Origin of the sequence: Bradyrhizobium sp. USDA 4532 (genome assembly GCF_024171315.1) — a bacterium.
In the GTDB taxonomy this organism is placed as follows: Bacteria; Pseudomonadota; Alphaproteobacteria; order Rhizobiales; family Xanthobacteraceae; genus Bradyrhizobium; species Bradyrhizobium australafricanum.
The window spans coordinates 8,579,989-8,606,274 of the sequence record NZ_JALJZN010000001.1; the positions used below are offsets into that span (position 1 = coordinate 8,579,989).

Consider the following 26,286-nt stretch of genomic DNA (forward strand, 5'->3'; position numbering starts at 1 on the left):
GATATTGGAGCTTGGCTCAGCAGGTCGGCCTCAAGGCTGCTTTACCTTGCCGTTACGCAGCCCGCCTTCGACATTCGTGATATGCCTCCTTAACCTCTCGCCATCCCGCCTCATCGCTTTCCGCAGGATTCTCATTTATGAAATGTGGCCCGTCATGCGGCGGACGTTTTCCGTGTTCGTAGTATGCCTTGATTGCTTGTTCAGCAGCGATCCTTCCCAACTTTCTCCCGCTGTCCAGGTTGCTGTGGTTCCATTTGAAACTGATGTGCCCCGGCACATGAATCTCGACGATTGTGCCCTTCCACGGATGCTCTCCGGATTTTGGCTTGTCGTACCGCACGTGGTATTTGAAGAGCTTGACGTCATCTTCGCCAACGGTCGCTGCGAACAATTGGCAGAGATTGGCCAGGGCATCGTGAAGGTTTTCCGGTTTGCGGACTTGCTTTGAATCGACGATCCTGCTCACCCATATCTCGTCCAGCTCATCGCCCGGCTTATGATGCTCCTGGAGCAAGCTCTCGAAGTTGACCGTATCGACCAGTGCTCCTTCGCAGTAGGTAACTCCGTCGATCTCTACGGTTTCTTCCACGAAGGGAAGGGCTGAACACGCACATAAGCTGGATGCGCTGATAGGGACTTTGTACTCTTTCCCGTCGACCTTCTTGTTCTCATCGACCTTCTTGGGCATCGGGCGGTTGGAAAACAACGCGAGTTTATGCTCATCGAGATTCCAGGCGTTGTGGAATATGAATGGCTTTTCGGGTCTTCCCAGCGCGTCGAAATTTATGCTCTTCATAAACTGGCTGTGTGGATAGTTGATCCTGGAGAGGCCGGTGACTTGGGACAGATACATCATTGACGTGAAATAACGAACGAAAGGATTTGGGGCCAGCACCTGATTAAGAACCCATCTGTTTACGTCTCCCTCATCCGGGCGCGTGAACTTCTTCCCGCCGTCCGTGTCGGGCTGTTGAGCGAACCAGAGCGACATGGATTCCCTGAAGGCATTCGCGACCCTGTTTGGGTCCCACAAATCCTTATAGGTATTGGGATCTGCGACGAAGTTGGTCAGAGCCTTGCCGATGCTTTCCCAATCCGGGCCGAACACCGTGTTTATGGGAAAGCGCCTATAGCTTTCGTCGTCTCGAAACACGCCATTCTTGAAGAATTGATGGGTCTGTTTCGCCCTGTCTTTATTGTCAACGTTGTCAAACTGATTGTAGACGATCCCAACCCAGGCGCCGATGCAGGACAATGCCCACACGTCAAAGGTTATACCTGCGTTGGCAAGAGCTTCCAGAACTCCAATGTGCAGCCCTGCCGCCGGACCACCACCGCCGAGCGTAATCGCCCTCTTCACCATTGGTTCCTCCATCAAATTTTTTGCATGGCTTATTCTCTGATCAAGTTTCTGAACCGCGTAAAACTAAAAGACTGGTCGTTTGCTGGGTCCGCGGGCTTTCGGCCGCACCGAATGCCGTTGAATCCAACTCGACAACTCATTGATCGCAGCGTTGCGAAACACGATACGTGCGACGGAACGGTGGACGTCGAGGTTCGGCGCCTTCTCGAGCCTGCTGATCGCGCTGGGCGCACGCCGGCCGAGAGCTCGAGCAAGCATATCGCGGTCTGGCCCGCCCATTTGTGAACCAATTCACGGAAGATATTTATCGCCGATGTTAGTAGGGGAGATGTTGTCCAATTGTGGCTTCCGCTTCTGGCCCATCGCGACATATTGCGCTGCCGCACGAACCTGGTCGCTATAGGAGCAAAGCGGACGTAGTCACCAGTCACATGAGGCCGTCGGATCTATAGGCCACTCTATACGATGGGCAGGCCGAATGCGCCGCATGGCAAGCTCCATCTCTTCAGACAGACGGGTCGTGTTCGGCGTAGCAAGCAGTCGTCGGTTGGTTCGACGCCAGGGGAAAAAGAGATACCTCCCTTATCTGCCGTGTTTGGGATCCTGTCCCGCCGAGGTGAAAGCTCAAGTATGACGACCGGCTTCCGGCTTACTTCTTTGGCCGAGGGGCCGCGCGGAAGATAAAGCACGTCCAGCCTGTCGCAGACGTTGGCCAGACTGTTCCCGGTGACTCCGAATTCCTCGGCCGGCCGGATCATTCACCTAGCCATTGATGTAGAAGCAATAAAACATCAGCGCCAAGGCGTGGCGAGATCCCCCTAACCTTCGCGGATCAGCCGCCTTCGCTTCTGGCAGATGCCCAGCTCGATACGTGTATAGGCCTGACGAACAAAATAAGCCGGGATTTCGAGAGGAAATCCCTGCCTAGACTAGCATTACAGTTGTAGTTTTTTCTTGAGATGGGCTTTGCGCGCATTGGCCTGATGAGCCCTGCGCCAGGACGACCATGCGAGGATGCGGGCGTGCGGGATGCGCCGCTGGGCGAGCTTCATGGCGATGCGCCGGATTTCTTGGATCGACCAGCGGATCAAGAACGATGCGTCGGTCGCGGCCGCTGTCGCGTTTTTTTGAGCGATGGCCCGGTGTTGGCCCGATGACGGATGACGGCCATCATGGCGAAGGCAAGCATGACGAGTGAGACATGGCGATGCCAGCCATGCCAGGAGCGGGTTTCGTTGTGATCAAGGCCGAGCTCGTTCTTGGCGGTTTCAAAGCTGTCCTCGATGGCCCAGCGATGGCCTTCCACCGACACCAGCTTCTGCATGGAGGTGCCCTTGGGGCACCATGTGGAGAAAAAGGCCAAGCTGCCGTCGGCGATGTTGCGGCGGATCAGAAGACCCCGCGTCCATTCCCCGGCAAGGTCGTCGTTGTATTCACTGGCTTCGAGATCGGCCAACTCGAGATAGGCCCAGTCGTGCCAGCGCGGACCTTTGGTCCCTCCGCCGGACGACAGGCGGCGCCAGGCCTTTTTGGGAAGGCTCTGCGCGATCGCGGCGGCGGTGCCGGCGACAGGCTGCTGCTTGCCCCAGGAGCGGAACACATGATTGGACGCAACACCCAGGACATAGCCTTTGCCCGCCTTGCGCAGCAGGGTTTCGATCTCTCCAGTGCCATACACGCTGTCCGCCGCCACGAACGAGAACGGCACGTTGGCCGCGGTCGCGCGAGTGATCATCTGACGCGCGATCTTGGGTTTCGTCGCAAAGCTCACATCGCTCGGTACATGCGCTGCCTTCAGGCGAGCGGAGTCGTCCGTCCATTCTTTTGGCAGGTAGAGCGCCCGGTCGATGAAGGCATGGCCATGCCGTGACACATAGGAGGCGAACACTCCGATCTGGCAATTGGTGATCTTGCCCGCCGAGCCAGTGTACTGACGTGCGACCCCGCACGAGGCCTTGCCCTGTTTCAAAAAGCCAGTCTCATCGATGACCAGGACCGCGTCCTCATCGCCAAGCGTCTCCAGTGCGTACTCACGCACAATGTCGCGCAGCGCGTCGGCATCCCAATGCCCTCGGCCCAGAATCGCCTGCTGGCGCCACGGGCCTGGATCGCCAGCCGCCTCCGCCCGCATCCAACCCGTCTTGCGCGGCTCGTTACCCAACAGTCCGTCGAGAAACTGCCACGCCGAGGCCGCGACCCGCTCCTGCGTAAACAGCGGACGGATGCGTTGCTTGGCATCTCGCAACGAGGAAGCCCACAGCGTCAGCGTATCTTCAACCGACGCACCACCAATCATCAGATCCCGAATCATGGTCACCCATGGATTCAGAACCCTCAATCAATTGCAACTGTAATGCTAGGTGGTGTGGACACTTATCGCAGCCATAGGACGATGGCAGCGAGAGTGACGACGGCCCGGTAATTCCGGGCGGTCTTTTCGAAGCGGGTTGCGACGCGTCGGAACTGCTTGAGCTTGCTGAAGCAGCATTCCACGAGATGGCGCTGGGCATAGAGATGTTTGTCGAGCGGATATTTGAGGGCTCGCGAGGGGTTGTTGGGGATGACGGCGAGCGCCTTTTTGGCGGCGATGTCTTGGCGCAAACGATCGGCGTCATAAGCCGTATCGGCGATGACGACCTCGGCGGGCAGCCCCTCGATTAATGCAGCGGCTTGTGGTGCATCGCCCTTCTGGCCCGCGGTGAGCGTGAACCGCACGGGGCATCCCAAGCCGCGTACGGCCATATGTATCTTCGTGCTCAGGCCGCCGCGCGAGCGCCCGATCGCTTGATCTTCAGACCCCCTTTTTTCGCCCCGGCGGCGTGCTGATGCGCCCGGACAATGGTGGAATCGACGATCAGATATTCGAAGTCCGGATCCTCGGACATCGCCTCGAAGATGCGGCACCAGACACCCTTGCGGCTCCATCGACTGAACCGCCGGAACACGCTGTTCCAATCTCCAAAAGCCTCCGGAAGATCACGCCAAGGAGAGCCCGTACGCACGATCCAAAGCACACCTTCCACGAACATCCGGTTGTCCCGCCCGGTCGAGCCCTTCTGATCGGGCCGGCCTATGATCAGCGGCGCCATGCGCTCCCAGGCCGCGTCGCTCAACACCAAACGCTCCATCACACCCAAGGCCGCCTCCCAAAAAGAAGCCTTGAATCTGATTTGCTCTCAAAGGGGAATCCTTAGAGTCCACACCACCTAGAGCAACGTGACACCTGAAGTGCGTCGCCAAGGCAAATGGCGATCCAAGCGCCGTCGGCGAGCTCGCAGCGATGCTGATTTGACAATAGCAGAGCAAGATCTTGCCGATCGAGAAACGTCAATTCTGTGTCCTGGTTTCGGACAGCAGCCAGTCGTGGAATGCAGCAATCTCCGGCCTGCCAACGTCGGTTTTCGCGGCCGACGAGGTGGTAACTGTCGGCGGTTCGTACCACCAGCGGATGGATCGCCAATAGTCGTCCCGCTTTGAGATCGTCCTGGACCAGTTCCAGATGCGCCACCGCGATGCCGAGCCCGTCGATCGCCGCTTGATAGGCTAGCGAGGAATTGCCGAACGACAGTCCTTCGCGAAAGCTCCCGGGTGTGACGTCCGCCGCCTCAAACCAGATCCGCCAATCGTGCGGGCGCTTCATTGAATGACGTAACGTACGGTCGAGTAGCTCTCGTGAATCGTGCACGGGTGGATGCTTGTTGAATTCGGCGGGGCTACAAACCGGCAGCAGCTCGATCGGAAACAGCGTGTCGTAACGCACGCCGGGCTTTGGAATGGCGGGAGTCCGAATGGTGAAGTCCACCTCGCCAGCGCTCACATCGACGAGATCGTTGGCGATCGTGACCTGCACATTGATGCTTGGGTAAAGGGTATGGAAGCGCGCGAGCCGCTTGACCAGCCATTTCATCGCCACCGTGGGAAACAGCCGTATCCGCACCACGCGATTCTGCTTGTCCCGGCGGCTGAGCTGGGTCGCGAGTTCGATGCGATCAAAGGCTTCGGCAATGGCCTGCGCGTACTGTTCGCCCTGCGTCGTCAGCTTGACGTCGCGTTGATTACGGACGAACAGGCGCAGGCCAAGGAAGGCTTCGAGTTGGGCGGTATGCCGGCTGACGGCGCCCTGCGAGACGTTGAGTATTTTGGCGGCGTGGGTGAAGTTCTCGGAGCGGGAGGCGACCTCGAAGACGCGAAGTGCATTCAGCGGGGGCAATTTTCGGGCCATCAGCGCCTCCCACTGAGGGCTGATCGCGTCCGCGCCGCATTCTCTGTGTTGCTCTGAAGATAAGTCATCGTCGTGATGAGTAAATTAGCATACTCGGCCCAAAGCATCCCGCTTATTTTGCCCGCATGAGCGGCGCTGAACGCCACTACTTGCGGGAGAAACGCTTTCTATGACCACCCCCGTTAACGCCGCGGGCCGGCTTGACCGGCTCCCGATGGGCGCATTCCAGTGGCGGATTCTCAGCCTGATCGGCCTCGGGATGTTCTTCGACGGTTTCGACAACCAGATGGCCGCCGGCGTGTTGGGCGCCCTCGTTAAGGAGGGCTGGTCGAACATGGAGACCAATGCCCACTACATTTCCATCACCTTTGCCGGCCTCGCCATTGGCGCGCTGATGACGGGGTTGGTCGGTGACCGGTTCGGCCGGCGTTTTGCCTATCAGTTCAATCTTCTGATTTTCGGCAGCATGTGCCTGCTCTCGATGCTCGCGCCCTCGATGACTTGGCTGATGGCGATGCGTTTCTTCATGGGAGTAGGGATCGGCGCAGAATATGTCTGCGGTTACGGCATGGTCAGCGAGTTTGTGCCGCCGCAACGGCGCGGATGGGCGCTTGGCCTGATCAGCGTGGTGTCGATGGCATCGACATTCGCTGTGAATTTTACCGGACTATTCGTCATTCCGGCACTGGGATGGCGGCCGATGTATCTGATTGGCGGTTGCGGCGCATTATGGGTCTGGTTCCTGCGCCGCAAGCTTCCGGAGTCGCCGCGCTGGCTCGAAGCGCGCGGCCGTTATGAAGAAGCCGAAAGGATCATGCAGGATATCGAAGCTGAGGCCTCGAAGGCGGGGCCTCTCCCGCCGGTGATATCAGTGGCCCGCCTGCGCCGGCCTGGGTACCGATCTCCATCCTGTTCTCGCGCGGCGTCGTCACCCGCACCTTGCTCGCGATGGCGGTTTGCATCACCTGCCTGGTCGGTTCCTACAGCTTCTCCTATTGGGTGCCGACCTTCTTCGTCAAACAGGGACTGAGTGTCACGAAGTCGCTCAGCTTTGCGACCGTCATGGCGCTGGGCAGTTCGCTCGGGCGGCTGGTCGGCATGCTGACCTCCGACTGGATTGGACGCCGTCGCGGCACCATGTTTGCGGCCTTATGGTGTGGCGTGTTCGCGCTGGCGTATTCGCAGCAGACCGATCCCGCCTGGGTGCTGATCTTTGGCTTCCTGTTGCAGGGCGGCATGAGCCTGATGATCGGCTTCACCATGCGATGCTAGTCGCCTTTGTGAACTTGCGCGCGAACGAAAAAGAAGCACGTATCTGTGCGGTCGCCGCGCTGGGGGACAACGAGTATCCAGTAAGATGTTGATCTTCTTGCACTCAATCCTGCAACCAGAACGTATGCGTGGCCGAACGAGGGTCGTTGACCTTTCGTTTCGGGGGCGAAGTCGCACTGACGGTCTCATGCTCCGAGCACCGGCTCCTTGCCGGTGAAGGCCCTGAGTATATTCGCCGTCAGGCGCGAAAGACCGTTGTCGCAGCCGTCCCAGGCCAGGGCGCCGGCATAGGCGATGGAGCCGACCGAAAACACCCAGCCGCCTCCATCGATCGGAAACAGGACCATGTCCGATCTCACCACGTCAGGCCGCTGTGCGCCTCCCTGATCCGGGAGCGAAAGAGTGAGATCCTCGATGACGAGCTGATACTCGTTGCCAAGCCCGGTCGAAGTCCCGAGCACATAGGCATGCTCGGGACTTCCGAGCGTAACGTCGTACCTGTCGACCTCGTCTCCCACCGCTCCACCCAGCACATAGCCGTAATCGCCGACGATTTCCTCAGTGATGCCGTCGAACAATTTCGCGGCGGGCGAATTGTAGCTCGCCTCCAGACGCCGATAGCCGCAGCCCTTCGACCATCCCTCCGATGCGAAGCCCACGCCCAGCATCTTGTTCGGGGCGCGGCCGCGCGTGCGCCAGATGCCGCCGGCTTCAGTCGTCGCAACATGGGTCCGTTCGCCATAGGGGGCATCCCAGCAGCGCGTGCCGCTGTTGTCGCGGCGCACCTCGATGACCCAGGGCTTTGCACCGAGCCGGCTCGTTACCCAGTAGAAGCCGTTGCCGCCAAGATACATGACCCGTCCGCCGTCATGCAGGTATCCGTCGAGGATATCGAGGCCGGTTCGTGTCCAGTATTCCGGGTGCGAGCCCGTGACGATCGCCGCGTACCGGTCGGCCAGGTTGCGGCCGCCACGTTCGAAATCCTCGTCGGTTGCGACATGATATTCGATGCCGAGGTGCTCCAGCCATTCGACGATGTACATGTCGACGGGAAAGTGACGGTATGAGCCCGTTAGCCAGTTCGGAAAACCAGGGCGGACGTTGAACAGCGGCCGTCTGCGGCCCGAATAGCGAACCGGCGTTCCGTCGGCATGGGTATCGTAGCAGGAGCGGCCCGGCTCGGGATGTGAGAACAGGTACTGTTCGTCCTCGGGCACCACCTTGTCATGAGGCATCACCGATGAGAAATCGAGCGAAGCCAGGTGGTCGTTCGCATAGGCCAGATAGGTGTTGGTCGGCACCAGGAACAGCACGGGTGCCGAGGTGCCCAGGACCGGTCTGACAAACAGCGGAAAATGATTGCGGCGTCCGCCGGCCTCGAGCCGAACTGCGTAGACTCCGCTTTGAAGGTCCTCCGGCAGGCGGAATTCGAGATTATACCTCCAGCCGGCATCCACCATGTCGTCGTCGTGGAATTGCAGCGCACAGTACTGCTCGGGAACTTCGACGAAGGAGTCGCTTCGCCCGTCCCAGTTACGTCCGGTCACACCGCGCTCGACGCCGTTGACAAGGTGCCCCTGTTCGCCTCCAGCGTCCGGCTCAATCGTCTCCGACGCGAAGTCCCTGCCGAGTTTCCATGCTGCCCATGCCGGCTGCGTGGAAGTCTTCCCCGCGTGCCATGCGGCGATCATCTCGGCGGATGGCTTCGCGAGGTACAGCGTTGGCGAGTCGATCTTGCCATTATATGGCTCCAGCGGCGACCCGGACCGGCCGATGCCGGCCGCCGCGAGCAGGAGCGTTGCCGCATTTGCCGTCGCGCCGGTTGCCGCGCGGAGCGTGCGTTGTGCCCCAACCTTGGCATCAAGACGCCTGAGGTCGATGCAGACCTCGCCGTCGCCGATGGTAGTCAGGATCGAATACCAGTGTTTGGCGATGATCGCATCCGGCAAGACTGCGAGCGTTGCGCTGCCCATTCGAAGCGCAAGACCGCCTGAGATGATGACGAGCGCGACGTCGCCAATCGACCAGATGGCCTGGGGCGCGCTCCGCTCGGGGACGGTCGGCCATGCCCAGCAATGGACGCTGATCGCCGCATCGTTGATCGGTGAGGGAAGCGGAAATTCGGCGTGCGAGCCGACCACCGTGGATTGCACGCCGCCGGAAACGGTGCGGTCGAGCACCGACGAGAAATCGACCACCTTGCCCTCGATCGCTTCGTCGCGCCCGGGACCCGAGACCAGTCGCACGAGGCTTGCGCGGACGGTGGCGTGCGGCGTGCTGATCGCGAGCCGGACGACATCGCCGGGCTCGCAGGACCACTCCTCGAAATAAGCCTGGATATCCATCTGACGCCGCCCACGCTCGCTGGTTAAGTCCGCTTCGGACGCGCAATGTCCGAGCGCGCCCATCATTCGCGGATCAAAGCCGGCGGGGAAACATCTGTTGCGGCATTCTGGAGTCCCGGAGCAACAACACTGGAGAAACGGACAGGCGCGCCGCGGCTGGTCCCGAAAGTCCGCGTCACGATCCGCGCAGGAACCGGTCGCCGAGCGCGACCGTTCCGTCGGTGTAGCCCGTACCCAGGCGTCGCGCGGTTTCGGTGTCCGAATGCGAAGCGAGCCAGGCCGTCAGCAGCATGCGCCTGAGCATCACGAACGCAGGCAGCATGGCCTCGTCGTCGTGCGAGACCGGTGCGACGGTCCGGTATCCCGCAAGCCACGACTGCTGGAGCAGGTCCATCACCGGCTCGTGCTCGATGAAGCTGACGGCCGCGGCGAAGTCATAGAAGAACCACGAGAAGCCGCAATCGTCGAAGTCGATGACGCCGAGCCGGTCGCCTTCGACGAGCAGGTTGGCGAGGCGGAGGTCGGCGTGAACGAGGCCAAACCGCTGCTCGCCCCGTCCGTAAGCCTCGACGCGCCGTTCAAGTTCGTCGGCGACCCTCTGCAGCAGCCTGCGGCCATCGTCGCGCAGGCCAAGACCGGCGCGCCAGTCACCCCATAGTGGCCGGCGGCCCAGCATGGCATCGAAATCCCAGACCTTGCGCTGGAACGTTGATGGCAATGTCCATCGGCGGCTGTGCGCGTGAAGCCGCGCGCTGGTCGCGCCGAGCTTGCCGAACCAGGTGGCCAGATCGTCCGAGGCGTCCGGCTCCTTGCCGCTGAGGAATTCGAATGCAACGACGTGTCGTGTCGCACCACTCAGGGGAATGGGGCATAACAGGTGTCCCTCCCGATCGGCGACCGGGCGCGGCGTGAGCACCACGTTGTCTGCGATCACGGCGTCGATCCAGGCGAGCTCGGACGCAATCTCGTCAGGTGAGTGATAGCCGGGCCGCTGCACGCGCAACACGAGTTTTTGCCGAGCGGCCGGATCTTGCGCGAGAAAGGTGGTGTTCTCGGAATGGCTGAGAAAGGCGAGCGTCGATTGCGATGATAGTCCCCAGCGCGGCAGGCTCGCGGCAAGAGAGGCCTGCATGCTCTCGATGAGGCCGGGAGTCATCATCGCCGCCAACCGACCGTCTCGGGCTCCGCGAGGTCAAGAAGGCTCGCGATGATGCGATCGGGAACGACGTCCGCCACCGCATTGAAAGGGACGTCGCTGGCGAGCAGGATCGACCGCATGCCGGCGGCCTTTCCTGCTGCGATATCGGTGCCGATCTGGTCGCCGACCATGACGGTCTCATGCCGGGCGGTGCCGAGATGCGCCAGCGCCTGTTCGATCAGGAACGGTTGCGGCTTGCCTAGCACGATCGGCTTCGTATTGGGAACGGCCGCTGCAACCGCGGCCGTGATCACGCCGACGCAGGGATCGTAGCCGTCATGAACCGGCGTCAGGACATCGGGATTGGTGGCGATGACGGTTGCGCCGGCGAGTGCGGCCCTGACCGCGGTGCGCAGCTTGGCGTAGTCGAGCGTGGCATCGAAGCCGAGCACGACGATCTTGGGCTTGACGTCGGTCAGGTGATAGCCAATGTCCTCGATCGCCTCGAGCAGTGGTCGTTCGCCGATCGCAAACACGGGCGTGGTGCGCGGCCAGCGCCGTTCGAGCAGGGACGTGACCGCCGAAATCGTCGTGAAGACCTGTGACGGTTCGGCCGGAATGCCGATGCGGCTCAGCTTGGCGGCAAATTGCGCGGCGGATTTCGTCGAATTGTTGGTGACGAACGCATAGGGCAGGCCCCGCTCGCTCCATCCGCGAAACGCCTTGACGGAGTCGTCGATCGGAGTGTCGCCGCGATAGGCGACGCCGTCGAGATCCGAGATGACGCCGCGAATGGGATGGTTGGCCGGAGCAATGCGCTGTTCCAATGCTGGGATTCCGTTCAGTTCCGCGAGCGTGATCATATGGTTGCCTGCATGGCGTTGCTGCTCTGTGCATCCATGATTTGTGTGCTGCACATTGGAAAGGCGTCCTTGCCTTGCCGGTGTGCGCCATGCGTCCGGGAGCGGAACATCTCCGTGCGCGACTGCGGCGCCCCGGGAGTGTCAGCAACGGAATCGTGGAGCAGCAGGAATCGGGCGATTGCGGCCTTTGGTCTAGGCTTTGCAGGCGTGAAAGCCACGATTTGTGCAAGACGATCGAAACGGCTGAGTGCCTTGCGGCCTCGAGAGCAGTTTCAGCGTTGCCGAAATCATCGAGGGATTACCATATGATCAACCGCAGAGACTTGATGTTAGGGGGATTGGCCGGGGCCGCGGCGTTCGGCTTCGGGCGGGTCAATCCCGACTTTCTTGTGAATTCCGCCTTTGCCGCCGAAGGCAAGACACTGCGCTTTCTCGGCGCGGAAGCGCTGACCGGCAACTGGGACCCAACCACCCATACCAATCTCGGCCAGCTCATCGTCGAGGGCTTCGTGTTCGGCTACCTGACGCGGGCGCCGATGCGGCCGGAGAAGCCGGACGAGCTGATCTTCGAGCTGGCTGAATCGATGAAGCCCATCGACACCTATACGATGGAGGTGAAACTCAGGAAGGGCGTCAAATTTCATGACGGAACCCCGTTCACAGCGGCCGACGTCAAGGCGACCTATGAATATGGCTGCCAACCCGATCGTCCGGCGCAGTGGTACCCCGGTCTCGTCACCGTCGACGTCGTCGACGACTACACCTGCCACATCAACACGAAGGTGCAGGGCTATCCGGCGACGCTCTACTACTACCTGTCGTCCTTCCTGCCGATCATGTCGGCCAAGGACGTTGCCAATAAGGCGCAGCTCTCGGCGCGCATGAACGGCACGGGCCCCTACAAATATGTCGAGCAGAAAGGCGACACCACCGTTCTCGCCGCCAATCCCGACTTCTTCCTCGGCGCAGCGAAGATCCCGGGTGTCGAGTATCACTTCGTCGGTGACACCACGACGCGCACGCTGTCGCTGTTGAACGGCGAGGCCGACATCATCGAGCGGCTCGAGCAGGAGCAGGTCGAGACCATCTCGAAGGATGCCCGCTTCAGCATCCACAAGGCGGTTTCGGTCGAGAACAAATACCTGTTCTTCCGCTGCTCGAAGAAGCCGTTCGACGATCCGCGCATTCGCCTCGCCGCATGCTACTCGATCGACCGCAAGCAGGTGCTCGACGTGCTCGGCGTCTCCGGCATCTATTCCAAGGCGCACATCTCGCCGGTCAAGTTCGGCTATGCCGAGGTGGCCGACTATCCTGAATTCGATCCGGACAAGGCGCAGAAGCTGCTCGCGGAGGCCGGCTTCCCCAAAGGCCAGGGCCTGCCCGAGCTCACCTATTACACGTCGGTCGGCTTCTATCCGAAGACGAAGGAATATGCCGAGTTGATTACCGGCATGCTCCAGGAGCAGGGGTTTAAGGTCAATCTGCAGACGCTCGAAGTCGCGGCGTGGGGTAATTTGCTTTACGACAAGCCCGGCGGCGGTGAGGGCAACATGATCGACTGCGGCTGGTGCACCGGCTCGCCCGAGCCGGATCTCGTGCTGCGCACCCACTTCCACTCCTCCTCCAAGCGCATCACCGGCATCGTCGACAAGGACATCGACGCGGTGCTGGACAAGGAGCGCAACGCCACGACAATCGAGGAGCGCAAGAAGATCCTGCAGACCGAGACGCTGCCGACCATCGCCAAGAAGGCCCCGGCGCTCGCATTGTTCACCTCGGTCTTCATCCATGCCTACAGCAAGAAGCTGGATGGTCTGTACATCTATCCGAACGGCATGCAGGACATGACCAAGGCAACATTGGCATGATGATTGCTCGGCAGGCCGGGTACGCCCGGCCTGCCGGTTCGCGAACGCAGGCCGGACTGGTCGGGTCTGGTCCTCATGAATTGCAAGGGTAGCTCTTCTCGATGTTGATCCTGGAATTCCTGGTCAAGCGGATCGCGCAGGGCATCCTGATCGTCTTCATCACGTCGTTGATCATCTTCACGCTGCTGCGCGTGGTGCCGGGCGATCCCGTGCGCCTGATCGTCGGCGGCATGGCGCCGGCCGATGTGGTCGAGAAGGTCGCGACCAAGATGGGGCTGCGCGACCCCATCATCGTGCAATATGGTCGGTACATGCGCGGGCTGGTACAGGGCGATCTCGGGCAATCCTATTTGCGGCCGCGCAGCGGCATGATCGCGACCGGCGGCCAGTATGTTGACCCGACCAAGTCGGATATGGCGCCGGTGATCGATCTCATCCTCGAACGCTTGCCGTTCACGCTGCAACTGGGCGGAATGGCGCTCGTGTTCGCGCTGCTGCTGTCGTTTCCGATCGGCATCGCGGGCGGGCTGCACCAGCATCGTTGGCAGAATGCGTTGGCGTTCGGAATGCAGTCGCTGTTCGTCTCGATTCCGAATTTCTGGCTCGCGATCGTTCTGATCCTGTTTCTGTCGGTGAAGCTGAAGGTGCTGCCGGCGCTCGGTTACCAGGGGTTTTCCTATGTCATCCTGCCGGCCTTCGTGCTCGCGGTGGAGATCGCCCCCTTCATCATCCGCACGCTGACGACCTCGCTCGGCGAGGTCATGCAAGCGCCGTTCATCGATGAGGCGCGGGTGCGCGGCCTGTCTCGCCGCCGCATCGTCTATTCGCACGCCCTGCGCAACGCGGCAGTGCCGCTAGTCAACCTGCTCGGGATCCAGCTTTCGACGCTGATCGGCGGCGTTCTCGTAATTGAATACATTTTCGACTATCCTGGCCTCGGCAATCTGACCGTGGTCTCTGTCGTCGGGCGCGACTTTCCGGTCATCCAGGGCATCGCCATCACGACCAGCGCCGTCTTTGTCTTCATCAATATCATCGTGGATTTGGTCGCCTATCTGGTCGATCCCCGCGTGGAGATCTGAGCATGACGGCCACCACGATCATCGCCGAGGAGCCCGCCTTGCCGGCGGCCCCAATCCGTTCCGTCAACCGCCGCATCATGGCCGCCGCCTGGCGCATGCCGAGCTTCAAGATCGGTTTCTTCATCTTCATGGCGCTGGTGCTGGCCTCGGCCATCTATCCCGAGGTGTCCTCGATCAGTGCGACCAAGATGGTGGTGAAGGACAAGTTCATGTCGCCGGTCTTTCTCGGCGACAAATGGACCTGGGATCATCCGCTGGGTACGGATCAGCTCGGCCGCGACATGCTGATGCGCAGCCTGATCGGCCTGCGCTATTCGCTGCTGGTCGGCGTCGTCACGGTCCTGCTCATCTTTGTCATCGGCTGCGGCCTTGGCCTGTTCGCCGGCTTCAAGGGCAAATGGTGGGACACCGTCATCATGCGGATCACCGATGCCCAATTGTCGATTCCGATGATCATCCTGGCGATCACCATTCTCGGCGTGTCGCGGCCGACGGTGCCGACCATCATAATCGTGCTGGCGCTGTCCGGCTGGCCGCTCTACGCGCGCGTGGCGCGCAGCGCCGCGGTCACCGAGCGCGGCAAGGAATATGTCCGCGGCCTGCGCGTGCTCGGCGCCGGGGACTGGCGGATCCTGTTTCTGTTCGCCGCGCCGAACATCCTGCCGCCGATCGCATTCGTCGCCGTGCTCGACGTCGCACGCATGATGATCTTCGAAGCGATCCTCGGCTTCCTGGGGCTTGGCATCCAGCCGCCGACGCCGAGCTTCGGCAGCATCATCGCCGACTCCCGCAAATACCTGATCAATGCCTGGTGGATCGCGACCACGCCGGGCGTGTTCCTGGCTATCGCGCTTACCTCGATCAACCTGATGGGGTCGGCGCTCGAGAAGGCGCGCAACCGCATCTATGGGGGTCTCTGAGATGGATCTCTCGCTCATTCTGGAGGTTGACGACCTCACGGTCGGCGCTTCGGCGTCGGGCGCCGCGCCGATCCTCGATCACATCTCCTTCCGCCTCAACACGTCGGAGATCTTCGGCATCTATGGCGAAAGCGGCGCCGGCAAAACCGTGCTCAGCCGCGCATTGGCGAACTGGCTGCCGGAAAGTCTGGCGTATCGCTCCGGACGGGTCACGTTCGCCGGCCACGACATTCTCAGCGCCGGGGCGCGCGAGGTACGGATCGGCCGCGACATCGCCTATATCGGCTCCAAGCCGCAAAGCTCGCTCGATCCGACGATACCGGTCGGGACCCAGATCGCGGAAAAGCTGCACAGCGTCAGGCCCGAATGGAATCCGCGCGAATGCCGCGAGCGGGTCGTGCAGCTCCTCGGCGAGGTCCGGATTCCATCGCCGAAGGAGCGCTATTGGGACTACCCGGCAAAATTTTCCGGCGGCATGATGCAGCGCGCGATGATCGTGGACGCGATTTGCGCCGAGCCCGCCGTCCTGATCGCCGACAACATTACCCAGCCGCTCGATGTCACCATCGCGGCACAGATCGTGGCGCTGCTCCACGACCTGTGCCTGCGCCACAGGATGGCGACAATCTATCTGTCGTCTTCCTTGCCCACGCTCGGCCAGTTCGGCGACCGCACGGCCGTGCTCCATCAGGGCCGGTTCGTCGAGCAGCAAGCGTTTGCCGGCCTGCTCGCCTCGCCACAGACCGACTACACGCGCAAGGCCATTGCCAGTGTGCCGCGCATGTGGGCGACCACCGAGGGCCCGCTCGCCCGCCGCAAGGCGCAAGACGAAGTGCCGCTGATGAAGGTGGAGCACGTTGTTCGGACCTATCGCGCGCGCAAGCGGGGGACGTTCAATACCTACAGCAACGTGCAGGCGGTGCGCGGCGTAACGCTCGACATCATGCCGCGCGAGAATTTCGGTATCGTCGGGGAATCCGGCTGCGGCAAGTCGACCCTCACGCGCCTGCTGGCCTGGCTGGAGGTTCCCGACAACGGCAGCATCGTCCTCAACGGCACGTCGCTCGGGGCGTTGTCGCCGCGCGAGCTGATCCGCACCCGCAGCGAATTCCAGCTGCTGCTGCAGGATCCGTACAACGCGCTGCCGCCGCGCACCACCGTCGGCCGCATGATCGAGGAGAGCCTGCTGATCCGCGGCACCGTCGCCCGCGCGGACCTGCGCAGCCGGGTCATCGCAGCGATGGCCGAGGTCGGTCTTGCCGCCGAACTCTATGACCAGCTCCCGAACACGCTCTCCACCGGCGAGCGCCAGCGCATCTCGATCGCGCGTGCCCTGATCCTCGATCCCAAGCTGCTGATCCTCGACGAAACCTTGTCCGCGCTGGATCAACGCGAGCAGTCAAGGCTGATCGACCTGTTCTCGAAGCTGCAGGAGAAGAACGACCTCACCTATGTCTTCATCTCCCATGATCTCGCAATGGTGCGCAGGGTCTGCACGCGCATTGCCGTGATGTATCTCGGTGAGATGGTCGAGATCGCCGACAACCGCGAGCTGTTCTTCGATCCCCAGCATCCCTACACCAAGGCATTGCTCTCGGCCGCCCCGACGCTGGAGGAGAAGCCGTTCAACCCGGCGGACTTCTTGCTGGAGGGCGAGCCGCCGAGCCCGATCGATATCCCGGCGGGATGCAGCTTTGCCTCGCGCTGTCCGAAGGCGTTCGGCCGCTGCCGGCTGGAGACGCCGAAGCTGGTCGAACACGCGCCGGGGCGCTTCGCCGCCTGCCACCTTCTCGACGGCGACCCGGCGCAGGCCGCGGCCTGAGCGCTCAGGGCCGTGGCTTGAAGGGCCAGTCCATCGCGAACGAGCGCATGTCCTCCAGCGCCTTGGTCACCTGCAGGACGCCGAGATCGTCGAAGCGGTGCCCGGTCACTTGGACGCCGATCGGTAGATGGCGGGAATCGAATGCCATGCAGACGGTGGAGGCGGGCTGGCAGGTTTGGTTGAACATGGCGGTGAACAGCGTGTGCGCGAGCGGCGTCTCACGCGACACGCCGGGCTCCTCGGCCGGGAAATTCACCACCGGCAGCGTCGGGGCGATGACATAGTCCCAGCCCTCGAAGGCCGCGAGCAGCGCCGCCTTCATCTTGGCGATCCGGCCCAGCGCCCGGTAGAGGTCGGCGCCCGAATGTTTCGCCCCGCCAAGGCACCATGCGCGAACGTAGGGATTGATGTCGCGTGCGGTGTCGCCATGCGGCGGCAGCGATGCATATTCGAGATAGCCGCGCACCTGGAGGAACAGGTCGATCGGCGCATAGGCGTCGTCGGTGAGCGGAGAGGTGAACGGCTCGACGATCGCGCCGGCGCCGGCGAGCAGCTTGCCGGCCGCATCGACCGCGCTGCGAACCGTAGCTTCGGCCTTCATGCCGAAGCCCATGTCGGTGAGGACGCCGATCTTCAGTCCCTTCACGTCGCGCTTCAGATGCTCGTGATAGCGCACGCCATCGGCGGGCAGGCTCCAGGTGTCGCGCTCGTCCTGCCGCGTCAGCACGGTCAGCAGGCGCGCGATATCATCCACGCTGCGACCCATCGGGCCTGCCATGCGCATGGTGTCGGCCGGCAAATGCGGCACACGGCCATGGGTCGGCTTCAGTCCGGCCAGTCCGCAATGGGCGGCCGGAAGGCGGACCGAGCCCGCGATATCCGTGCCGACGGAAACATAGCCGGCGCCAGCGGCGACGGAGGCGCCTGCGCCGGCCGACGAGCCGCCGGTATTCCAGGCGAGCCCCCAGGGGTTGCGGGTAACGCCGTGCAGCGAGCTGATGCCCGACGCCATCAGGCCGCAATCCGGCATCGTGGTCTTGGCAAAGATCACCGCGCCGGCCTCGCGGAGCGCGATCGCCGGCGGCGAATCGTAGTTGGACGGCGGCAGGGCACGGTTGGCGCCGATGCCGTGAAAATAGGGCCAGCCGATCATGGCGACGCTGTCCTTGACCGTCATGGGGACGCCGTCGAGCGGACCCAGTGCGGTTCCCGCCTTCCATCGCGCTTCCGAGCCTTGCGCGCTTGCGATGGCTTGCTCCGGACGGAAGCAGAACAGCGCATTGATCGCGGGATTGACCGCCTCGGCATGGCCGAGCACGGTTCGCAACACCTCCACCGGCGACAATGCGCGCGATGCGTAGGCCTCCGTCAGCCCCGCAAGGCTCATCCCGATTAGTTCCGCAGCAGACATCTTGGCCTCGACAAATGGCGTTCTGGATCAGTGTCCGGATAGCGAAAGTCGCCCCTGTCGGGGTAGTGCCGCTGCCGTAAGGGCATGATTTGGTGGAGTGCGAGGCATCCCTTTTGCATCTGTCTTGATCGAATTTGTCATCAAACCGGGAGGCCCGCGACAGGCGGGCCGAACGACACCCGCGAGAGATCAGAAGTCGTCATGAGCCAATCTGGAACGCAAATCGCCACGGTCCGGAACTACATTGCCGGGCTCCCGGGATGGGAGACGGGCGATATCGTGATCGAGCCCGCCATTCCGGTCCTCGCCTCGCCAAGCTGGCGCGGGGTCGACGGCGCTCCCTGGCGCGCCACCAGGAACGGAAGCGGCGAGAGCATCTTCATCAAGAACATGGATGTGGATGCCAAGCTCTACATCGACGTTGCCTGCGCGTTCGAAGCGGCCCGGCGCGCATCCGATCTCGGTATCGGTCCCAAGGTGCTTGCGGCGGATCCGGACGCGGGACTTCTGGTCATGGAAGATCTCAACCGTGGCTGGCGGGTCGGCACGCTGGAGCGGATGCTGGAGCCGAAGATCGTCGACGCGGTCATCGCGGCGCGGCGCCTGTTCCAGGCAGGGGCGCCTCTGCCGCGGCGCATGGGAGTCTTCGACGAGATCGAGCACTTCTACGAGGCGGCAAAGGCCGCGAAGGCGCAACTGCCGTCTGATGCGGAATGGCTGGTCAAGGAGCTGCGTTTTGCGGCCGATGCCTTGAGGAAACTCGACATCAAACCGGTGCCAATCCATGGCGATGGCAATGTCTCGAACATCCTGATCAGCGACACCGGCGAGGTTCGCCTGATCGATTGGGATCGCGCCACGACGGCCGACCCGCTGGAGGACCTCGGCAGCTTCCTCGTCGAAGCCTTCGCGCAGGAGCCGGAGGCGCGCGACGCCTTCAGCCGCAACGCCGGCGGATTCGACGAGCGCGCATTCAGCCGCGCCCGCATCTACGGCATGGCGGATGATCTGCGCTGGGGCCTGATCGGCGCCGTGCTCGCCGCGCGGTCGGCGCGCAACACCTTTGAGTTTTACAAGTTCGCCAGCTGGCGCTTCGTACGTTGCCGCATGACGGTCCGGGAGCCGCGCTTTGGCGAGATGCTTCGGAGGATCGCATGACTGTCCGCAGGAAGCTTGGCGAGGGAGCGACAGTCCACGAGCGCAATATCGAGGCAGCGATCGCCCGCGTGCCGCAATGGCACGGCAAGGGGGCGGCCTATACCCCGCTGGTCGGCGGCCTCATGAATCAGAACTGGCTGGTCGAGATATCCGGCGATGGACGGCGCTACTTCATCAAGGTGCCCGGCGAGGGCTCGGAGATGTTCATCGATCGCGTGACCGCCAACGAGGCTGCGCGCAATGCCCACGCCATGGGCGTTGCGCCCGAGGTGATCTTTTTCGACGCCACGGACGGGCTCGAGATCAGCGAGTTCCTCGAAGGCTATCGCGCCTGCACCAATGCCGATTTCGGCGATGCCGCCATCCAGGCCGACGTTCTTGACCTTTACCGCCGCCTGCATGCCGGCCCGAAGCTCGGCCAGACCAAGACCATCTTTGACATGATCGAGGAACATATCGAGCAGGGCAGGGAGCTCGGCGCGCATTTCCCGCAGGACATGCCCTGGCTGATGCATCGCTACAATCAGGCCAAGTCGGCGTTCCTGGCGTCGGGTCTCGATCTCGTGCCGTGCTTCAACGATCCGATGCCGGGCAATTTCCTGATCTCGGCGGAATCAGGCGCCCCAAGGCCGATGAAGCTGATCGACTATGAGTTCGCTTCCAACAACGAGCGTAGCTATGAGCTCGGCGTCCTGTTCGCCGAGATGTTCTTCGACGAGCATCTGACGGAGGCCCTGATCGAGCAATATCTGGGCGAGGTGCGGCCGCAGATGGTCGCGCGCGTGATACTCAACCGGGCGCTCGCCGACCTGAAATGGGCGTCATGGGCGGTTGTGAACAGGAAGCTCAAGGACTGGGATTTCGACTATCAGAAGTACGGCGTCTGGAAATACATGCGTGCCCGCGACGTGATGTACGATCCCCGCTGGGATGGCTGGTTGCGGCTCGTCTGAGCCGCGCGACAGGAGGGCTTCCGCAGTTATTGATTGAGGATCGCGAGCGCCTGCTCGAGCAGGCTGTCGTTCGCGGCCGCGATGATCCGGCCATCGGATTCCGGCGACAGCGGCCGCCCCTGCCAGTCGCGGACGATGCCGCCAGCGCCCTCGACCACCGGAATCAGCGGCATGAAGTCGAACGACTTGAGGGAGGTTTCGACCACGAGATCGCAGTGGCCGGATGCGAGCAGGCCATATTGGTAGCAGTCGCCGCCAAATCGCCGGAACATGGCCTTCTGGCTGAGCGCATCGTAGCGGGCCCAGTCGCTCGGCGTGAAGAAGTCCGGCGATGACGTGTAGATCTGCGCGTCTTCCAGTCGCGTGGTGCGGCTCACCCTTGCCAGCTTGCCGTTGAAGGTGGTGCCTTGCCGGGTGCCGTACCACCGCTCGGCCAGCGCGGGCATATCGATCATGCCGGCGGTGATCGATCCATCTCTCTCGTCGGCGAGCGCGACGAGCGTGCCGAACAGCGGCATGCCGGAGATAAAGCTCTTCGTTCCGTCGATCGGATCGAGATACCATGTGTAGCGGTCCCCGGCCGTCGATCCCATCTCCTCGCCGAGGATGCCGTGATCGGGGAAGCGCGAACCGATCAGCTGCCGTAGCTCCATTTCGATCGCACGATCGGCGATCGTGACCGGCGTCAGGTCCTGCTTGCGCTCGAAATCGACGCGGGAACGGAAGTGCGTCACGGCGATCCGTCCGGCCACGTCGGCAAGCTCATTGAAGAACGAAGCGAGCTCGCTTGCCGATAATCTGTCTTGAATGTCGTCCAATGGTCGCTCCGGGCGGGAGGCGCGCCGACGTCGCGGGACGCACGACGCCTTGCCTTGGGATGGGGCGTTACGCGGTCTCGTGGACCGACTGCTTGTCGATCTCCCAATAGGGGGAGTCGAATCCGTTGCGCCGCGCCACTCGGGCGGCAGGGCTCCTCGGCTGCGGCGAGCGCACGCCAGCGGCCGGCTGCGGCGCCGACACGGGCGCCTGGCGAACGTCGCGCGGCGCCACCTTGAAGTGCCGGCTGAAGCAGCGGGAGAAATGCGACACGTTCTTGAAGCCGACTTCGTAGGCGACCTCCGAGACGGTCCGCCGGCCCTTCGGATCGGCGACTAGGATTTCATACGCCCGCTGCAGCCGCTTGGTCTGGACGAACTGGCTGACCGTGGTCTCGTTGTCGTTGAACAGGCTGTACAAATAACTGAGCGAGATGCGGCTCGACGCCGCGATCTTCTTCGGCGACAACGACTGGTCACCGAGATGGCTCTCGATGAAGTCGACGATCCGGCGGCGCAGGTGATAGCGCGCGTTGCGCACATCGGTTGCGGCGCCGCGATCCTCCGATCCGATGGTCAGCGCGACGAAGCTGATCATTTCGGTCGCGAGCGCCTGGGGGTTCGGCGGCGGCGAGGCGACGAACAGTTCGGCCACGCTGCGGATCATGCCCGCCAGCAGGTGCGTCATCTGTTCGTTTGGCTTGAAGCGGCGACTGATGTGATCTTCAACCGAGACGAGCCGGCCGCGCAGCTCGGCGGCCGGAATCCGCAACATCAGGAAGCGCGCGGTCTTGTCAGACGACAATTCGTAGAAGGCGAGCTCGCTGAGCAGGACATATTCGCCGGGACGTGCGATCCCGATGCGGCTGTCCTGGCTGAATGCGACGCATCCAGTCTGCGGAAACACCAGCACATAGGCGGCATCGTGGATGCAGGCAACGCGTTCCCAGTTGCGGGCAAAGGCGTGATCCGGCCCGACGAGTTCGAGATCGAGGCGTCCGATCCGGGTCCGCCAATCCTGCGTGGGACCGGGGCCCTTGTCGTTGCCAGCATGAAGGCCGGTGTGTTCCTCGCGGGAAGCAACAGATGTCAGGCGTGCCATGGCTGGGCCTTTCTCAGGGTTGCGCAACGATGATCTCCGTTCCGGCTTCACGGAGAGCGGTTGCCAGAGCTCCCTCTGGCTGCCGATCGGTAACCAGGCGATCGATATCGGTCCAATGTGCGAAGACGGTGAGCGCACGCTGGTCGAATTTGCCGTGATCGGCTACCAGGATGGCTTCTGCGGCGCGCTTGGCCATCGCGCCATAGATGGCACCGGCCTCATCGTCGGCATCATTCGCGCCGCGCGCGCTGATGCCGGTCGCGCTCACGATGGCGCGGTTGGCCTCATAGCTGTTGATGTTCGCGATCGTCTGCGTGCCGAACACATAACCTTCGGTGGGGTGATAGCGGCCGGGACAGCAGAGCACGCGGATCGACGGATTGACGGCTAGCGCGGCCGCAATGGCGTAATCATGGGTGATCACGGTGATGTCGTGCGCGCGTGAGGCCAGCCGTCGCGCGATGTGAAACGTGGTCGCGCCGGCGCCGAGCATCAACACCTCGTTCGGCAGGATCAGGTCGGCGATCACCGCGGCCATCGCCTCGCGCTCGGCGATCATGATCGCCTTGCGATCGGTCAGCGCCGGCTCGAGCGCGAAGGGACGGGACGCTCCGCCATAGGTACGGTTGATGAGCTTCTGCTCCTGAAGCTCCATCAGATCGCGCCGGATGGTCTCGCCGGAGACGCCGAGCACGGCGGCGAGCTCGGAAGCCCGCAGCGTCGGCGCGGCGGTGAGTTGCGAGATGATGTGCTTGTGGCGCGCGAGCTTCGAGAGGCGGTCGCCGTCGGCCTTTCGTGGCCGCTTGTCGGCCTCAGCAGGGGCGTCACTCGTCATTCCGCTGTCTCTCCGGCTGCAAACCTCTCCAGCGTCCGTGCCATGATCGTTCCCCAAGTGATGTTGTGAGTCCACATCAATCGTGTGGCATATTCCTCATTTTTTGGGCGCCGTGCTGCCTATGGAATTCGCAAAGGAATCATGGCGATCACATAAGGCACTGAAACATATGAGGTATGGCTTTGGAATGCGGAGCGCATGTCTGACGTTCTGGTGTCTCTTGCCTGCAATCTGCTTTTCAGTTGTGGGGATTCGCACATAGATCCAAGGTCGCGGTGGAACGGCTGGGGAATGATCGCCGCAGGGGACGGCTTTGGTCCGCGCAGGCCGCGGGCCAAAGGGAAGGCAGGCGATGCAGCAGGAGAAAGGGATTCTGGCGTTGAACGCCTTCGATCAGAGCCGGGTGTCGTCAATCGACCCAGCGCTCGGCGAGGCGGTGCAACGACGCCTGCGTTCGTTCGGAAAAGCCTCGGTGCTGTTCTATCAGGAGCCGATCAGGATGGCGCGCGCCGAAGGCGTCTATATGTTCGACGTCGATGGCCGGCGCTATCTCGATCTCTACAACAACGTCCCGTCGGTCGGGCATTCGCATCCGCGCGTTGTCGAAGCGATAAGCCGCCAGGCCGGCCTGCTCAGCACGCACACACGCTACCTCAACGACGTCGTCGATGGTTATGCGGAGCGTCTCCTGGCGACGTTTCCGCGCGGGATCGATCATCTGGTCCTGACTTGCACCGGCAGCGAGGCGAATGACCTTGCGCTACGGGTCGCGAAAGTGACAACCGGGCGGGCGGGCTTCATTGTCACGGAGACCGCCTATCACGGTAATAGCGCCGCAGTGACCGATGTCTCGCCGTCCTCGCGTCCCGGTCAGCCGCTGCCGCCCCACGTGCGGGCAGTTCCCGCACCCGAGATGTATCGCAATCCGGTCGGCGATCCCGGCCAGCGCTTTTCCGACAGCGTTGCCGCAGCGATCACCGATCTCGAGCGAAGCGGCTTCGGCTTTGCTGCGCTGCTGGTGGACACGATCTTTTCGAGCGATGGCATCCATGCCGACCCTGCCGGCTTCCTGGCCCCCACCGTGAAGCTCGTGCACGAACGTCAGGGACTGTTCATCGCCGACGAGGTGCAGCCAGGCTTCGCACGAACCGGGGCGGCGATGTGGGGCTTCGCGCGCCATGGCGTCGTCCCCGACATCGTCACGATGGGCAAGCCCATGGGCAACGGCTTTCCGATGGGAGGCGTCGCCATGCGCGCCGCGCTGCTCGATCGCTTTGCCGCGGAAGTGAGGTACTTTAACACCTTCGGCGGCAACCCGGTGGCCGCGGCCGCAGGCCTTGCCGTGCTCGACGTCATCGAGGACGAGGGCTTGATGCAGAATGCGCGCGAGGTCAGCCGTCACCTGATGGATGGATTGCGCGAGATCGGCAATCGCCACATGACCATCGGAGACGTTCGTGGTGCCGGCCTGTTCATCGGGCTCGAGCTGGTGCGCGACCGCGACAGCAAGGAGCCCGCACCGGAGCTCGCTAGCCTGCTGATCAATCGCCTGCGCCGGCGCGGCATCCTGATCGGTGCTGCCGGTCCGTTCGGCAGCACGCTCAAGATTCGTCCGCCGCTGTGCTTCGGCAAGGACCACGCCGACATGTTCATCACCGCGTGCGACGAGGAGTTGCGCGAGGTGGCCGCGTCGTGACGCGATCGCCGATAGCCCGCGATGCCACAGAAGCCGAAGATTTGAAGATCATGGATGCAAGAAGCGTACGAACTATCGCCGAGGCGAAGGCCCTTGTCGAGGAGCGGGGCCTCTCCCACGTCAAGCTCGGCATCGTCGATCTCGACGGCGTCATTCGCGGAAAATATCTCGCGCGCGACAAGTTCGTCGGCGCGCTGGAGGCCGGCTTCAGCTTCTGTGACATCGTGTTCGGCTGGGACTCCAACGACCAGATGTACGACAATTGTGCATTCACCGGCTGGCATACGGCCTTTCCCGACGCGACCGCGCGCATCGATCCTTCGACCTGCCGCAATGTGCCGACGGAAGAGAACATGCTGTTCTTCCTCGGTGAATTCGAGGGGGCCGCGGCGGGGGTGTGTCCGCGCCGGCTGCTGCGGCGCGTCATTGACCGCGCCGAGGGCATGGGATTCTCGCCGTCCGTGGCCGCGGAGTTCGAGTTCTTCGTGTTCGACGAGACGCCGCACAGCGTGCGCGAGAAGGGCTTTCGCGGCTTGAAGAATCTCACGCCGGGCTGGTTCGGCTATTCTATGCTGCGCGCCTCCGTCGAGTCCGAATTTCATCGCTCGCTGCTCAAGCTCTGCAACGAGATGGACATGCCGGTCGAAGGCCTGCACACCGAGACCGGACCCGGCGTGCTGGAGGCCGCGATCCAATACACCGATGCGCTCGCGGCCGCCGACCGCGCCGTGCTGTTCAAGACCTTCTCCAAGGTCTGGGCCGAGCGTCAGGGCAAGATGCTCACCTTCATGGCCAAATGGTCGAACGCCTATCCCGGACAATCCGGGCATCTGCATCTGTCGCTGCGCGACCGGGACGGCAAGCCGGTGTTTCACCAGGGCGGCAGGCCCGGCGACATGTCCGACATCATGCGCTGGTTCGTCGGCGGCCAGCAGGCGCTGCTTCCGGAGCTGCTCGCGATGGTGGCCTCGACCGTGAACAGCTACTCGCGCCTGATCCCCGGCTTCTGGGCACCGACCGACGCGACCTGGGGAATCGAGAACCGGACCTGCGCGTTGCGCGTCATTCCCGGCAAGCCGGCCAGCCAGCGCGTCGAGTACCGCGTCGCTGCCGCCGACATCAATCCGTATCTGGCGATCGCGGCCGCGCTCGGATCGGGCCTCTGGGGAATCGAGCACAGGATCGAACCGGACGAGCCGATCATCGGCAACGCCTATGAGCGCAGGCATCCGCCCGAGCGCGCGTTTCCGCGCACGTTGTCAGGGGCGGCCGACCGGCTGGTCGCCTCGCAGGCGGCGCGCAACCTGTTTGGCGACGTCTTCGTCGATCACTACGCGATGACGCGGCAGTGGGAGGAGCGCGAGTTCCGCAAGGCCATCACCGACTGGGAGCTCGCTCGCTACTTCGAGATCATTTGAGAC

Annotated in this window: 22 protein-coding genes; 10 read left to right on the forward strand and 12 right to left on the reverse strand. The window is 62.7% G+C overall.

Annotation, left to right across the window (positions count from 1 at the left end; genetic code table 11):
• Positions 1 to 52 precede the first annotated feature (52 nt).
• From J2R76_RS39600 to J2R76_RS39620, 5 genes are all read right to left on the reverse strand, one after another.
• Complete coding sequence (locus J2R76_RS39600) at positions 53 to 1,363, reverse strand: patatin-like phospholipase family protein (protein ID WP_253625897.1); 1,311 nt, start codon at positions 1,361 to 1,363, stop codon at positions 53 to 55.
• Between the two features lie 935 nt (positions 1,364 to 2,298).
• Complete coding sequence (locus J2R76_RS39605) at positions 2,299 to 2,454, reverse strand: hypothetical protein (protein WP_253624038.1); 156 nt, start codon at positions 2,452 to 2,454, stop codon at positions 2,299 to 2,301.
• Positions 2,451 to 3,674 (reverse strand): IS701 family transposase, encoded by a 1,224-nt coding sequence (locus J2R76_RS39610; protein ID WP_253624039.1) that lies wholly within the window; start codon positions 3,672 to 3,674, stop codon positions 2,451 to 2,453. Before J2R76_RS39610 ends, J2R76_RS39605 begins: the two co-directional genes overlap by 4 nt.
• Positions 3,675 to 3,736: 62 nt before the next feature.
• Positions 3,737 to 4,500 (reverse strand): IS5 family transposase gene (locus J2R76_RS39615; protein ID WP_141343516.1). Its coding sequence is split into 2 segments (ribosomal slippage): positions 3,737 to 4,162 and positions 4,165 to 4,500, totalling 762 coding nucleotides; the frame shifts between segments, so codons are not numbered across the junction.
• Positions 4,501 to 4,553: 53 nt separating this feature from the next.
• Complete coding sequence (locus tag J2R76_RS39620) at positions 4,554 to 5,585, reverse strand: LysR substrate-binding domain-containing protein (protein WP_253625898.1); 1,032 nt, start codon at positions 5,583 to 5,585, stop codon at positions 4,554 to 4,556.
• 169 nt (positions 5,586 to 5,754) lie between these two features.
• Here J2R76_RS39620 and J2R76_RS39625 point away from each other — a divergent pair, with 169 nt between their 5' ends.
• Together J2R76_RS39625 and J2R76_RS39630 are read left to right on the forward strand one after the other, a co-directional pair.
• Positions 5,755 to 6,615: an MFS transporter gene (locus tag J2R76_RS39625; RefSeq protein WP_253625899.1), complete on the forward strand. Its 861-nt coding sequence runs from the start codon at positions 5,755 to 5,757 to the stop codon at positions 6,613 to 6,615.
• A 32-nt stretch (positions 6,616 to 6,647) separates the two neighbouring features.
• The gene (locus tag J2R76_RS39630; RefSeq protein WP_253625900.1) at positions 6,648 to 6,857 is read left to right on the forward strand and encodes a hypothetical protein; all 210 of its coding nucleotides are present in this window, start codon (positions 6,648 to 6,650) and stop codon (positions 6,855 to 6,857) included.
• A gap of 185 nt (positions 6,858 to 7,042) precedes the next feature.
• On the opposite strand, the gene J2R76_RS39635 is transcribed toward J2R76_RS39630, so the two are convergent.
• The 3 genes from J2R76_RS39635 to J2R76_RS39645 all read right to left on the reverse strand — a co-directional run bounded on the left by J2R76_RS39635 (position 7,043) and on the right by J2R76_RS39645 (position 11,167).
• Complete coding sequence (locus J2R76_RS39635) at positions 7,043 to 9,202, reverse strand: N,N-dimethylformamidase beta subunit family domain-containing protein (RefSeq protein ID WP_253589678.1); 2,160 nt, start codon at positions 9,200 to 9,202, stop codon at positions 7,043 to 7,045.
• A 175-nt stretch (positions 9,203 to 9,377) separates the two neighbouring features.
• Positions 9,378 to 10,361 carry a phosphotransferase enzyme family protein gene (locus J2R76_RS39640; RefSeq protein ID WP_253626139.1) on the reverse strand — a complete coding sequence of 328 codons (984 nt, stop codon included), beginning with the start codon at positions 10,359 to 10,361 and terminating at the stop codon, positions 9,378 to 9,380.
• On the reverse strand, positions 10,358 to 11,167 hold the full coding sequence (locus J2R76_RS39645) for an HAD-IIA family hydrolase (RefSeq protein WP_253589679.1): 810 nt from the start codon (positions 11,165 to 11,167) through the stop codon (positions 10,358 to 10,360). Before J2R76_RS39645 ends, J2R76_RS39640 begins: the two co-directional genes overlap by 4 nt.
• Before the next feature lie 341 nt (positions 11,168 to 11,508).
• Between J2R76_RS39645 and J2R76_RS39650 the strand changes: the two genes are divergently transcribed.
• The 4 genes from J2R76_RS39650 (at position 11,509) to J2R76_RS39665 (ending at position 16,895) form a co-directional block, all read left to right on the forward strand.
• Positions 11,509 to 13,071, forward strand: a complete 1,563-nt coding sequence (locus J2R76_RS39650) for an ABC transporter substrate-binding protein (protein WP_057020614.1) — start codon at positions 11,509 to 11,511, stop codon at positions 13,069 to 13,071.
• Between the two features lie 101 nt (positions 13,072 to 13,172).
• A complete protein-coding gene (locus tag J2R76_RS39655) occupies positions 13,173 to 14,153 on the forward strand; it encodes an ABC transporter permease (RefSeq protein WP_253625901.1) in 981 nt (326 codons plus the stop codon).
• 2 nt (positions 14,154 to 14,155) lie between these two features.
• Positions 14,156 to 15,073: an ABC transporter permease gene (locus tag J2R76_RS39660; protein WP_057020612.1), complete on the forward strand. Its 918-nt coding sequence runs from the start codon at positions 14,156 to 14,158 to the stop codon at positions 15,071 to 15,073.
• A 1-nt stretch (position 15,074) separates the two neighbouring features.
• Positions 15,075 to 16,895, forward strand: coding sequence for an ABC transporter ATP-binding protein (locus J2R76_RS39665; RefSeq protein ID WP_253625902.1), 1,821 nt, complete (start codon positions 15,075 to 15,077; stop codon positions 16,893 to 16,895).
• A gap of 4 nt (positions 16,896 to 16,899) precedes the next feature.
• Here the strand turns inward: J2R76_RS39665 and J2R76_RS39670 are convergent, their stop codons facing one another.
• Positions 16,900 to 18,306 carry an amidase gene (locus J2R76_RS39670; protein WP_057020610.1) on the reverse strand — a complete coding sequence of 469 codons (1,407 nt, stop codon included), beginning with the start codon at positions 18,304 to 18,306 and terminating at the stop codon, positions 16,900 to 16,902.
• A gap of 201 nt (positions 18,307 to 18,507) precedes the next feature.
• Between J2R76_RS39670 and J2R76_RS39675 the strand changes: the two genes are divergently transcribed.
• Together J2R76_RS39675 and J2R76_RS39680 are read left to right on the forward strand one after the other, a co-directional pair.
• Positions 18,508 to 19,464 carry a phosphotransferase family protein gene (locus tag J2R76_RS39675; protein WP_253625903.1) on the forward strand — a complete coding sequence of 319 codons (957 nt, stop codon included), beginning with the start codon at positions 18,508 to 18,510 and terminating at the stop codon, positions 19,462 to 19,464.
• Positions 19,461 to 20,417: a choline/ethanolamine kinase family protein gene (locus J2R76_RS39680; RefSeq protein ID WP_168856098.1), complete on the forward strand. Its 957-nt coding sequence runs from the start codon at positions 19,461 to 19,463 to the stop codon at positions 20,415 to 20,417. Before J2R76_RS39675 ends, J2R76_RS39680 begins: the two co-directional genes overlap by 4 nt.
• 26 nt (positions 20,418 to 20,443) lie before the next feature.
• On the opposite strand, the gene J2R76_RS39685 is transcribed toward J2R76_RS39680, so the two are convergent.
• From J2R76_RS39685 to J2R76_RS39695, 3 genes are all read right to left on the reverse strand, one after another.
• Positions 20,444 to 21,235: an inositol monophosphatase family protein gene (locus J2R76_RS39685; protein ID WP_076834239.1), complete on the reverse strand. Its 792-nt coding sequence runs from the start codon at positions 21,233 to 21,235 to the stop codon at positions 20,444 to 20,446.
• A 67-nt stretch (positions 21,236 to 21,302) separates the two neighbouring features.
• Positions 21,303 to 22,334, reverse strand: a complete 1,032-nt coding sequence (locus J2R76_RS39690; protein WP_057020606.1) for a helix-turn-helix domain-containing protein — start codon at positions 22,332 to 22,334, stop codon at positions 21,303 to 21,305.
• 13 nt (positions 22,335 to 22,347) lie between these two features.
• Positions 22,348 to 23,169, reverse strand: coding sequence for a DeoR/GlpR family DNA-binding transcription regulator (locus J2R76_RS39695; RefSeq protein WP_057020605.1), 822 nt, complete (start codon positions 23,167 to 23,169; stop codon positions 22,348 to 22,350).
• 352 nt (positions 23,170 to 23,521) lie between these two features.
• Here J2R76_RS39695 and J2R76_RS39700 point away from each other — a divergent pair, with 352 nt between their 5' ends.
• Together J2R76_RS39700 and J2R76_RS39705 are read left to right on the forward strand one after the other, a co-directional pair.
• Positions 23,522 to 24,865 (forward strand): aspartate aminotransferase family protein, encoded by a 1,344-nt coding sequence (locus J2R76_RS39700; protein WP_253625904.1) that lies wholly within the window; start codon positions 23,522 to 23,524, stop codon positions 24,863 to 24,865.
• Positions 24,866 to 24,915: 50 nt separating this feature from the next.
• Positions 24,916 to 26,283, forward strand: a complete 1,368-nt coding sequence (locus J2R76_RS39705; RefSeq protein WP_253625905.1) for a glutamine synthetase family protein — start codon at positions 24,916 to 24,918, stop codon at positions 26,281 to 26,283.
• Positions 26,284 to 26,286: the final 3 nt, after the last annotated feature.

Excerpts from the sequence above, each read along its gene's own strand:
- J2R76_RS39600 (WP_253625897.1), bottom strand. The coding sequence starts at position 1,363 with ATGGTGAAGAGGGCGATTACGCTCGGCGGTGGTGGTCCGGCGGCAGGG.
- J2R76_RS39610 (WP_253624039.1), bottom strand. The coding sequence starts at position 3,674 with ATGATTCGGGATCTGATGATTGGTGGTGCGTCGGTTGAAGATACGCTG.
- J2R76_RS39620 (WP_253625898.1), bottom strand. The coding sequence starts at position 5,585 with ATGGCCCGAAAATTGCCCCCGCTGAATGCACTTCGCGTCTTCGAGGTC.
- J2R76_RS39625 (WP_253625899.1), top strand. The coding sequence starts at position 5,755 with ATGACCACCCCCGTTAACGCCGCGGGCCGGCTTGACCGGCTCCCGATG.
- J2R76_RS39630 (WP_253625900.1), top strand. The coding sequence starts at position 6,648 with ATGGCGCTGGGCAGTTCGCTCGGGCGGCTGGTCGGCATGCTGACCTCC.
- J2R76_RS39635 (WP_253589678.1), bottom strand. The coding sequence starts at position 9,202 with ATGGATATCCAGGCTTATTTCGAGGAGTGGTCCTGCGAGCCCGGCGAT.
- J2R76_RS39640 (WP_253626139.1), bottom strand. The coding sequence starts at position 10,361 with ATGATGACTCCCGGCCTCATCGAGAGCATGCAGGCCTCTCTTGCCGCG.
- J2R76_RS39650 (WP_057020614.1), top strand. The coding sequence starts at position 11,509 with ATGATCAACCGCAGAGACTTGATGTTAGGGGGATTGGCCGGGGCCGCG.
- J2R76_RS39655 (WP_253625901.1), top strand. The coding sequence starts at position 13,173 with ATGTTGATCCTGGAATTCCTGGTCAAGCGGATCGCGCAGGGCATCCTG.
- J2R76_RS39660 (WP_057020612.1), top strand. The coding sequence starts at position 14,156 with ATGACGGCCACCACGATCATCGCCGAGGAGCCCGCCTTGCCGGCGGCC.
- J2R76_RS39665 (WP_253625902.1), top strand. The coding sequence starts at position 15,075 with ATGGATCTCTCGCTCATTCTGGAGGTTGACGACCTCACGGTCGGCGCT.
- J2R76_RS39670 (WP_057020610.1), bottom strand. The coding sequence starts at position 18,306 with ATGTCTGCTGCGGAACTAATCGGGATGAGCCTTGCGGGGCTGACGGAG.
- J2R76_RS39675 (WP_253625903.1), top strand. The coding sequence starts at position 18,508 with ATGAGCCAATCTGGAACGCAAATCGCCACGGTCCGGAACTACATTGCC.
- J2R76_RS39680 (WP_168856098.1), top strand. The coding sequence starts at position 19,461 with ATGACTGTCCGCAGGAAGCTTGGCGAGGGAGCGACAGTCCACGAGCGC.
- J2R76_RS39690 (WP_057020606.1), bottom strand. The coding sequence starts at position 22,334 with ATGGCACGCCTGACATCTGTTGCTTCCCGCGAGGAACACACCGGCCTT.
- J2R76_RS39695 (WP_057020605.1), bottom strand. The coding sequence starts at position 23,169 with ATGACGAGTGACGCCCCTGCTGAGGCCGACAAGCGGCCACGAAAGGCC.
- J2R76_RS39700 (WP_253625904.1), top strand. The coding sequence starts at position 23,522 with ATGCAGCAGGAGAAAGGGATTCTGGCGTTGAACGCCTTCGATCAGAGC.
- J2R76_RS39705 (WP_253625905.1), top strand. The coding sequence starts at position 24,916 with ATGGATGCAAGAAGCGTACGAACTATCGCCGAGGCGAAGGCCCTTGTC.